General features: G+C 68.7%; 7 protein-coding genes. 4 read left to right on the forward strand and 3 right to left on the reverse strand.

The features are described 5' to 3' along the window. Positions 1 to 91: 91 nt before the first annotated feature. Together gabT and FHJ30_RS14960 are read right to left on the reverse strand one after the other, a co-directional pair. Entirely contained in the window at positions 92 to 1,462 is a 1,371-nt protein-coding gene (gene gabT, locus FHJ30_RS14955; RefSeq protein ID WP_139030024.1) for a 4-aminobutyrate--2-oxoglutarate transaminase, read from the reverse strand. 48 nt (positions 1,463 to 1,510) lie between these two features. Beyond that, the gene (locus FHJ30_RS14960) at positions 1,511 to 2,941 is read right to left on the reverse strand and encodes a gamma-aminobutyraldehyde dehydrogenase (protein ID WP_139030025.1); all 1,431 of its coding nucleotides are present in this window, start codon (positions 2,939 to 2,941) and stop codon (positions 1,511 to 1,513) included. 168 nt (positions 2,942 to 3,109) lie between these two features. On the opposite strand from FHJ30_RS14960, the gene FHJ30_RS14965 reads away from it, so the two are divergent. Further along, the gene (locus tag FHJ30_RS14965) at positions 3,110 to 4,546 is read left to right on the forward strand and encodes a PucR family transcriptional regulator (protein ID WP_139030026.1); all 1,437 of its coding nucleotides are present in this window, start codon (positions 3,110 to 3,112) and stop codon (positions 4,544 to 4,546) included. Positions 4,547 to 4,565: 19 nt separating this feature from the next. Here FHJ30_RS14965 and FHJ30_RS14970 read toward each other — a convergent pair whose 3' ends face one another. Then, complete coding sequence (locus FHJ30_RS14970) at positions 4,566 to 6,167, reverse strand: CYTH and CHAD domain-containing protein (RefSeq protein ID WP_306669386.1); 1,602 nt, start codon at positions 6,165 to 6,167, stop codon at positions 4,566 to 4,568. A 152-nt stretch (positions 6,168 to 6,319) separates the two neighbouring features. On the opposite strand from FHJ30_RS14970, the gene FHJ30_RS14975 reads away from it, so the two are divergent. The 3 genes from FHJ30_RS14975 (at position 6,320) to FHJ30_RS14985 (ending at position 9,671) form a co-directional block, all read left to right on the forward strand. Continuing rightward, on the forward strand, positions 6,320 to 7,609 hold the full coding sequence (locus tag FHJ30_RS14975) for a CynX/NimT family MFS transporter (protein ID WP_139030028.1): 1,290 nt from the start codon (positions 6,320 to 6,322) through the stop codon (positions 7,607 to 7,609). 6 nt (positions 7,610 to 7,615) lie between these two features. Further along, complete coding sequence (locus tag FHJ30_RS14980) at positions 7,616 to 8,296, forward strand: FadR/GntR family transcriptional regulator (RefSeq protein ID WP_139030029.1); 681 nt, start codon at positions 7,616 to 7,618, stop codon at positions 8,294 to 8,296. A gap of 115 nt (positions 8,297 to 8,411) precedes the next feature. After that, the gene (locus tag FHJ30_RS14985) at positions 8,412 to 9,671 is read left to right on the forward strand and encodes an AI-2E family transporter (protein ID WP_139030030.1); all 1,260 of its coding nucleotides are present in this window, start codon (positions 8,412 to 8,414) and stop codon (positions 9,669 to 9,671) included. The last annotated feature ends 128 nt before the right edge of the window (positions 9,672 to 9,799 follow it).

The raw sequence follows: 9,799 nt of genomic DNA on the forward strand, positions 1-9,799 counted from the left end.
CAGCGTCCGCAAAAAACGCAGGGCCCCGGAACGTTCCGGGGCCCTGCGCCTGCCTGCGCCGTTGCGGGGCGGCGCCGCTGCTGAGAAGGCCTTACGCGTTTGCCTTGATGGCAGCCGCGAGGACGTCCAGGCCGTCGGTCAGCAGTTCGTCGGTGATGACCAGCGGCGGCAGCAGGCGGATCACGTTTCCGTAGGTGCCGCAGGTGAGGATGATGACGCCCTCCTTCAGGCAGGCGGCGGCCACGGCCTTGGTCAGTTCCGGGTTCGGCTCCTTCGAGCCGGCCTGGACAAGTTCGACGGCGAGCATGGCGCCGCGGCCGCGCACGTCGCCGATCACGGCGGTACCGGAGCCGGCCAGCTCGGCCTGCAGGTCGCGGAGGCGGGCGGTGGCCAGGTCCTCGATGTGGCGGGCCCGGGCAGCGAGGCCGTATTCCTCCATGGAGCCGATGGACGCCAGTGCGGCAGCGCAGGCAACCGGGTTGCCGCCGTAGGTGCCGCCCAGGCCGCCCGGGTGGACGGCGTCGAGCAGGTCTGCCCGGCCGGTGATGGCGGAGAGCGGCATGCCCCCGGCGATGCCCTTGGCCAGGGTCATGATGTCCGGAACGACGCCTTCATGGTTGACGGCGAACCACTCACCGGTGCGGCAGAAGCCGGACTGGACCTCGTCCGCGATGAAGACGATGCCCTTGTCCTTCGCCCAGGCGGCCAGTGCCGGCAGGAAACCTTCGGCCGGGACGATGAAGCCGCCCTCACCCTGGATGGGCTCGATGATGATGGCGGCCACCTGGTCCCCGCCGATCTGCTTCTCGATCATGGTGATGGCGCGCTTGGCGGCCTCTGCACCGGTGATCTCCGGGTTTTCCTCGCGGTACGGGTAGCTCATGGGCATGCGGTAGACCTCGGGCGCGAACGGGCCGAAGTTGGTCTTGTACGGCATGGCCTTCGCGGTGAGCGCCATGGTGAGGTTGGTGCGCCCGTGGTAGGCATGGTCGAAGGCGACGACGGCGTCGCGTCCGGTGGCGAGGCGCGCCACCTTGATGGCGTTCTCCACTGCCTCCGCGCCGGAGTTGAACAGGACCGTGCGCTTCTCGTGGTCGCCCGGGGTGAGGCGGTTCAGCTGCTCCGCGAGGGCCACGTAGCCCTCGTACGGGGTGACCATGAAGCAGGTGTGCGTGAAGTGTTCCACGGCTTCCTTGACGGCACCGACGACGGCGGGATCGGACGCGCCCACGCTGGTCACCGCGATGCCTGAGCCGAGGTCGATGAAGGAGTTGCCGTCGACGTCGTGGATGATGCCGCCGTCGGCGTCTGCAACGTAGACGGGAACGGCGGAGGCGACGCCGGCGGCAACAACGGCCTTGCGGCGCTCGGTCAGTGCAACCGATTTGGGCCCCGGGAAGTCAGCCTGGACCCGGCGCTTCTGCTCCAGGCGGAAGGTGATGTCTGATGCGGTGGTGGTCATGGGAAGGCCTTTCTTTTAAGCCTGGGCAGTGGGGGTTGGGCGGCTGGGTTATGCATCAAGTGCACTCATTACGTGCTTGATGCGCGTGTAGTCCTCAACGCCGTACATGGAGAGGTCCTTGCCGTAGCCGGACTGCTTGAAGCCGCCGTGGGGCATTTCGGCGGTGAGGAGGATGTGGGTGTTGATCCAGACGGCGCCGAAGTCCAGGTCACGGCTCAGGCGCATGGCCGTGCCGTGGTTGGTGGTCCACACGCTGGAGGCGAGGGCGTAGTCCACGTCGTTCGCCAGTTCCACAGCTTCTTCCTCGGTGCTGAACCGCTGCACAGTGATGACGGGACCAAAAGTTTCCTTCTGGACAATGTCGTCGGTCTGCTTGGCGCCCGTGATGATGGTGGGTTCGAAGAAGTAGCCCTTCTCCCCCGCACGGTGGCCACCGGTTTCGATGCGGCAGTTGGCGGGCAGGTTCTCCACCACGGAGGTCACCGCGTTGAAGTGGTTGATGTTGTTCAGCGGGCCGAAGTAGTTGTCCTCGTCGTTCTGCGAGCCGGTGCGCAGGGTCCTGGTGTGTTCCACCATGGCGGCCACCACGTCGTCGTGCACGGAATCCTCCACCAGCACGCGCGTGATGGCAGTGCAGTCCTGGCCCGCGTTGAAGAAGGCGAACTCGGCGATGGCCGCGGCACTCTTCTTGATGTCGGCGTCCTTGAAGACGATGGCCGGCGCCTTGCCGCCAAGCTCCAGGTGGGCCCGCTTGAGGCCCTTGGCGGCACCGGACGCCACGGCGATCCCGGCACGGACGGAGCCGGTGATGGACACCAGGCCGGGAACCTTGTGGTCCACCATCAGGGCGCCGGTCTCGCCGGTGCCCAGCACCACGTTCAGGACGCCGGCCGGCAGGATGTCCCCGGCGAGGCGCGCCAGGACCAGGGTGGATTCGGGGGTGGTGTCCGAGGGCTTGAGGACCACGGTGTTGCCGGCGGCGAGCGCGGGGCCGATCTTCCAGATGGCCATCAGGAACGGGTAGTTCCACGGGGCAACCTGGGCCACCACCCCGATGGGTTCGCGGCGGACGTAGGAGGTGTGCCCCTCGAAGTATTCGCCGGCGGACTTTCCTTCAAGGATGCGGGCCGCACCGGCAAAGAAGCGGAGCTGGTCGGCACCGGCGGCAATTTCCTCCGAGGCGATGAGCGAGCGCACCTGGCCGGTGTTGCGGTGCTGGGCTTCCACGAGCTCGCCGCTGTGGGCCTCGACGGCGTCGGCAAGTTTGAGGAGCATCAGCTGGCGCTGCCCCGGGGTGACGTGCTTCCAGGTCTTGAAGGCGTCCTTGGCTGCGGTCATGGCGGCGTCCACGTCGGCCTGCACCGAGACGGGCGCGTGTGCCACCACTTCCCCGTTGGTGGGGTTCACGATATCCAGCAGGGCGGTGCCGGCGGGGGTGGTGAACTTCCCGTTGATGAAGTTCTGCAAGGTCTGGACCACGGTGTGCAACCTCTTTCGTAGGGTCCACCCGCGTCCGGGCGGAACCCGGAGCGGATGGATGGAACTGCCTTGAGCCTATGCCAGCGCCCCTGCGCAGTGAATAGCCACCTGCACACCCTTCCCCGAACTGTTTAGTGCGGTTGCCCAGCGCCCCTTTATCCTTGATCCATGGCCATTTCCCTTGCCGCCCTGCTGGGTGTGAACTCCCTGAAGCTGTCCAAAGCCGGGGTTGCCGAGACCACTTGGCACCAGGACATCAACTGGGTGGCAGTCACGGAGCTGGAGGACCCGCACCGGTTCATCAACGGCGGCGAGCTGATCCTCACCACCGGACTGCGCCTGCGGTCAGCCCCCGAGCAGCGGCGCTTTGTCCGGCAGGTGCAGCGGGCCGGCGCCGTGGGCATCGGCTTCGGTGTGGGGCTGTCCCACGATACGGTTCCCCCGGCCCTCCTGGCGGAAGCGAACCGGTGGGGCCTGCCCGTGGTGGAGGTTCCCTACGAGACGCCGTTCATCGCCATCGGCAAGCTCGTGGCCGACGCCCAGTCGGCGGACCACTACGCCAAACTCGAGCGGCTGATTGCCGGGCACCAGGTGCTGGCGCGGGCACTGCTGACCGGCGGCGGGCTCAGCGAACTCCTCAAGCATCTGGGCAGCATGCTGCGCACCGATGTTGCCCTGACCCAGTTCACGGCCCAGCTCTACAACAGCAGCGGCGACTCCCCTTCCGCGGACACCTGGTCCTCCTACCCCGTCCCTACCGGCCGGCGCGATGCCTGCACGCTGTGGGTCCGGCAGCCCTTCGAGGACTCGGGCATCATCGGATACGCCCAGAGCCTGATCAGCGTGGAGTTGAACAACATGGTCAAGCAGCGCCAGGCCCAGCGCGCCCTGTGCGGCCAGGTCCTGGAGGACGTGATCCATGGGGCGCTGGAAACCAGCGAGGCCCAGCGGCGCCTGGCCGGCGTGGGCGTCAACAGCACGCGGAAGAACGTGGTGCTGCTGGCCGTCTCGGCCGCACACAACAAGGCCCTGGTGAGCACCTCGGTGCCGCGCGAACTGGAAAAGGCGGTGGCCGCCGTCGTGGGCAAGGACCTGGTGCTGGTCATCAATGACGACGGCGGCGCCGCACCTGCCCTGGCCCGGAAGCTGAGCGACCACCTGGCAGAGGCCGGCATCCACGCCACGATCGGGATCGGCGGGGCGTACACCAAGCCGAACGGCCTGCGATGGAGCTACTTCGAGGCCCGGGACGCCGCGAGCCACGGCCTGCCCGTTAACGAGCCGGAGCGCCTCAGCCTGACATCGCTGCTCCTGGCCAGCGAGGACGTGCCCCTCGCGGACATGGCCAACGAGTCCCTGGACCCGCTCCGGTCCTTCGACGCCGCCCACGGTTCGGAGCTGATGGCCACGCTGGAGAGCTACCTCAACAACAACGGTTCTGTGGCTGCCGTGGCCGAGCAACTCACCCTGCACCGGAACACGGTCCGGTACCGGCTGGCCCAGATCACGGAGCTGACCGGGTACGACCCCGCCGTCACCACGGACCGCGTGCAGCTCTGGCTGGCGCTGGCCGTGGCCCGGCTGTCCGCGCGGCAGGGGAAGTAGCGCCGAACGAAAATGCCGTTTACCCCACCCCGCGGCGCAGCCGGTCGCGGGACTTCTTGTGGGCTTTCCGGTATTGGGCCTCGGAACTCCTGATCAGCCCGTCCTCCCGCGCCTCCAATGCAGCATAGGCTGCAGCGGCCGCCGTCGGTTCCTGGCGTGAACCCACGGTAACCAGCAGGTCCCTGGCGATCACGGCGTCGTGGAAATCGCCCAGGATCTTTTGCTGCCGGTGCGCGGCCTTGGCCACTTTGCCGGCACGTTTGCCATAGACCAGGGCGGCAGATTCCGCCACATGCCGCAGCCGCTTGGCGTCCTTGCGCACCTGGTGGAGGGCGGTTTCGTGGGCTGTTCCGCGGCGGGACCGCTTTGCCGCCTTGTGCGAGCGCCGCAGCCGCCTGGCCGCCTTGGCCACGGCTTTTGCAGCCACCCGCCGGCCGGGTGCCACCGCGTCCGGAAGCACCGGCGGCTTGTCCCGGAACGCCTCCAGGTCATCGAGGAGCCGGAAGTAGCGGTTCGAGCGCAGCGCCTCCTGGAGCTGCCGGTACCCGTCGTCATAGGCGCCGCCCACTTTGTGCTCCACTTTGCCCCTGACATCGTCCACGCCTTCCCCCGGCGGCAGGTCGTCGAGGTGCCCGCGGAGCCTGGCCAGCAGAACCTCGGCATCCCTCGGCCCGCCAAGCAGCTGGCCCAGCCATTTCAGCTCGTTGCGGAGCCGGCGCACCGGAGCGGCTGCATACAGCGTCCGGTAGGCGGCAAGCACCGAGCGGACCCTGCGGAGCGCGGAGCGCATGTTGTGCACCGATTCGGTCTCCTCCAGGCGGACTCCCGGGTCCTGGGCCAGGATCTCCCCGATCTGCCCGCTGATGTAGGCAGTGACGACGGCGGCTGCGGGGGCCCTTTTGCCGGCAGCCAGGGCGGGGGTGCTTCCGTTCCGGGAGGGTCCCGCGTCCTGGGACGGGCCGGCGTCCGGAAGTGCGCCGGCGGCGCCCAGTGCGCGGGCAAGCTTCGAGGCGTGGCCGGCAGGACGGGCTCCCGCCTTGGCCAGCAGCTCCCCGGCGGGGCCGAAGAGGCCGGGCTCGCCGTGGACGAGTTCCAGTTCCCATTCACGCCAGTGCTGCTTCTCCCCATTGCCCACGGCTTCGCCTTTGCGTCCGTGGGGCAGGCGCTCGGCCGTCACCCGGTCATCGGCGAGGTCCGCCAGGTGCACGCCGTCCTCGCCGTACAGGGCGTGGGTGGTGCGGCTCGTTTCCAGCCGGACCACCGGAGCGACTGCCGCTCCCCGGAGGTACGCCTGAAGGTGGGCCAGCAGGCTGTCAGGCACCACGTCAGGCTGCCCCAGCGGGGCGTGCAGCTCCCGCCGCTGCTGGGGCTCCGCTTTGGTGCCGGCGTCTTCGAGCGGCGGCAGCTTCAGGTGCCAGCCGGCGTCGGTACCGCCCGTACGGCGGCGGAGGGTGATCCGGTGGGACGCCAGCGTGTGCCGCTTGGTGTCGAAGTAGACGGCCTCCAGCACCGCGGTATGGGGAAGCCCGGCCCTGGTGACTCCGGGAAGGCTCTCCAGCGGAGGCACCGCGGCGTCCTCGTCGACGTCGTACTTCTTTTCAATCTCCGTTTGTTGGCTCACCACAACAGGCCGTCCTTCCGCGTCACTGCGGCGGATCCGGGCCCGGCTGGCCCGGCGTGCCGTAACCGGATTCTATTGCGCGAAGGTTAACTGCCGGGAGAGGTTCCCCACAAAACCGCAGACGTCAAACGTCTAACCTTTAGGCTTGGTGGATGCCCGACTCGTATCCCCCTACCGCCGCCGCGCCTGCGGCCACCGCGCCGACCGCCCCAGCCGCCGCCCCTGCCGTCCCAGCCGAACGCCCGGCCGGGACCGGCACCAAGCCGCGGTCCGCCGTCGTTTTCGGCGTTGTTGCGCTGGTGCTGATCGGGCTCAACCTGCGTGCGGGCATCACCGGAGCGTCCGCCCTGCTGCATGACCTCCAGGCGGTCCTCGGGTATGGGGTGCTGGTGGCTGCGGTCATCCCCTCCATTCCCACGCTGTGCTTTGCGCTGGCGGGCGCCGGCACGTCCTGGCTGACCGGACGCCTGGGCGTGGAAAAGGCGATCCTGGCGGCCCTGGCCATGCTGGCGGGCGGGCTCCTCCTGCGCGGCATTCCGGCAACGGGCATGCTGGTGGCCGGCAGCGTCCTGGGCATGTCCGGCCTGGCCGTCTGCAACGTGGCCATGCCGTCCTTCATCCGCGAACACTTTGCCCACCGCACCTCGCTGATGACCGCCGTCTACACCGTGACCATGACCACCGGCGCCACCGTGACCGCCGTCGCCGTGGTTCCGCTGGCCCACGCCCTGGGTTCGCCATCGGCGGCCGTCGGGGCCATTGGCATCACCGCCGTCGCGGCCTTCCTGGGGTTCCTGCCCGTGGCCCTGCACGCCCACCGCAACAGCCCGCGCCGGGCCGCTGCCCGCGTCTCCCCGTGGCCGCTGCTGCGGACCCGCAAGGGGCTGCTCCTCACGGCGATCTTTACGCTGCAGGCGCTGCTCGCCTACGCCCTGCTGAGCTGGTTCCCCTACATGCTGACCACCATGGGGATGAGCGCATCGGACAGCGGCCTGATGTTCGGGCTGATGCAGCTGGTCTCAGTGCCGGCCGGCATGGTGCTCATAGCCATCGGTTCCAGGCCCCGGATGCTGAGGCCCGCCTTCTACCTGGTCAGCATCACCATGGTGGCGGGCCTGGTGCTGCTGCTGGTCCTGCCGGTGGGGCTGGCCGCCGTTCCCGCCGCCCTGCTGGGATTCGGCCTGGGTATTTTCCCGCTGGTGATGGTGATGATCAGCCGTAGCGGGGCGAGCACCGCCGAGACCACCGCGCTGTCCACGCTGGCCCAGTCCACGGGCTACCTCCTGGCTACGGCCGGGCCGTTCGGGATGGGGCTCCTGCACAGCGCCACCGGCGGCTGGACCCTGCCGCTCCTGCTGCTCCTTGCCCTCGCGCTGGCCCAGATCGTGGTGGCGCACCTGATCACCGGCAAGGCCATGACCAACGCCGTCGGAAGGAAGTAGCCCGCCATGGCCCTGAGCCCTTCCGCCCGCCCGCCGCTCGCGGACGAGGTCACCGCCAAGCTGCGCACCATGGTCCACTCCGGCGAATGGCCACTGCACCAGCGCATCCCGTCCGAAACCGAGCTGATGGCCGGCCTCGGCGTCTCGCGCGGGACCCTCCGCGAAGCCGTCAAGGCCCTTGCCCACAGCGGAATGCTGGAGGTGCGCCGCGGGGACGGCACCTACGTCCGCGCCACCAGCGAGATTTCCGGCGCCGCGCGCCGGCTGTACAAGGACCACACCGAGGAGCACATCCTGGAAGTCAGGCTGGGCCTGGACACCCAGGCGGCCAGGCTGGCAGCGCGGAATGCCACGGCAGACGACGTTGCAGCGCTGCGTGCCCTGCTCACCGATCGGGACCAGGCCTGGAGCGCCGGAGACTATGAGGCGTGGGCGCGCGCAGACTGGCTGTTCCATGAACGCGTGGCCCAGGCCTCCGGCAACCCCCTCCTGCACGAGCTGTACGCCAGCTTCGGCGCCGCCTTCCACCAGGACCTCCTCAAGCAGTACCGCCGGGCGGGTTTCGATGGCCGCCCGCACGAGGGGCACGGCGTTTTGGTTGATGCCATTGAGGTCCGTGACGGTGAGGCCGCTGTTGCCACCGTGAGCCGGAACCTGAACTCCTGCGCCGAATGGCTTGCCGGATAGTCCCTGCAGGGTTTCATCCGGACCCGACCCATCAGTAGGCTTACTATCTGAGAAGGTAGCAAGGCCTGTCCGGCATCCCGGCGCGGCAGGCACCCGCCGACGATGAGGAGTTCCCGTGGCGCGATCACCACGCCTGACTGAACACGACGTGAGCCACGAGCTCCCGCAGGAGGCAGCGGCGCAATCCCCGGCTGCCGCGGCTGCCGCCGCCGCTGCTGCGCAGGCCGAGCCCGGCGGCGAGGTCCAGCGCCCGCCGGCTGCCCGGAAGCCCAGGGAAACCAAGTCCCCCGCCGAGCTCTGGGGTGACGGCCTGGGCAGGGTGGGCATCCGCGCCGCCCAGGTCCTGCTGATCCTCACCGTGGCGGTTGTGTCCGTCTATGCTCTGATGCAGATCAAGCTCCTGGTCATTCCGATCCTGATAGCCCTGATCCTGGCGGCCGCAATCGGCCCGTTCGTCAACATGCTCCGGCGCCGGGGGCTGCGCGGAGGACTGGCCACGGGCATCGCCTTCATCGGCCTTTTGCTGGTGCTGGGCGGGGTTTCCACCGTCATCTATTTCTCGGTCCGCAACCAGTGGGGCGAGCTCGCGCAGCAGGCCTCCTCCGGGCTGGATGAGCTGGAAAAGTTCCTCCTGACCGGACCCGTCCCCCTCGAGCAGGAGCAGCTGGACCAGGCCCGGCAGGGCATCATCGACTTCGCCGCCAGCAGCCAGGTCCGCTCCGGCGCCATCACCGGGCTGTCCGTGGTCACCGAGTTCATCGCCGGGGCCAGCCTCATGATCGTCATCCTGTTCTTCTTCCTGAAGGATGGCGAAAAGATCTGGAACTTCTTCCTCCGCCCGTTCAGCGGGGCCCGTGAAGCCAAGCTGCGCCGCGTGGGCCGCCGCACCCTCGAGGTGCTCGGCGGCTACGTCCGCGGTACCGCCACTGTGGCGCTGGTGGACACGGTGGCCATCGGAGCGGCGCTGCTGATCATGCAGGTGCCCCTGGCCATCCCGCTGGCCATCATTGTCTTCATCGGCGCCTTCGTCCCACTGGTGGGCGCCACAGTGGCCGGCATTCTCGCGGCGCTGGTGGCCCTGGTGGCCAACGGGCCGGTGGTTGCCCTGATCGTGGTGGCCGTGGTCATCGCCGTCAACCAGCTTGAGGGCGACCTCCTGCAGCCCATCGTCATGGGAAAGTCCCTGCAGCTCCACGCACTGGTGATCCTGATGGCCCTGACAGCCGGGACCATCCTGGCCGGCATCGTTGGTGCCGTGCTCTCCGTGCCGCTGGCCGCCGTCGCCTGGGCCATCATCCAGGTATGGACGGCGGAGGACCCGAATCTCGAGGACATGAACCCGAACCTGCCGCCCGCAGGCAGCAAACCCATCTAACCCGTGGAGTTTTCGTCCGGATATCCGGACTTCCGGGGCCGGGAGCCCTGCATATCCGGACAGGAACTCCAAGGGGATGGGGACGCAGGACTCAGCCGAGGGGATGCACGACGACGGTCCGGCACCCA

It is taken from the genome of Arthrobacter sp. BB-1 (assembly GCF_006151685.1).
Taxonomy (GTDB): domain Bacteria; phylum Actinomycetota; class Actinomycetes; order Actinomycetales; family Micrococcaceae; genus Arthrobacter.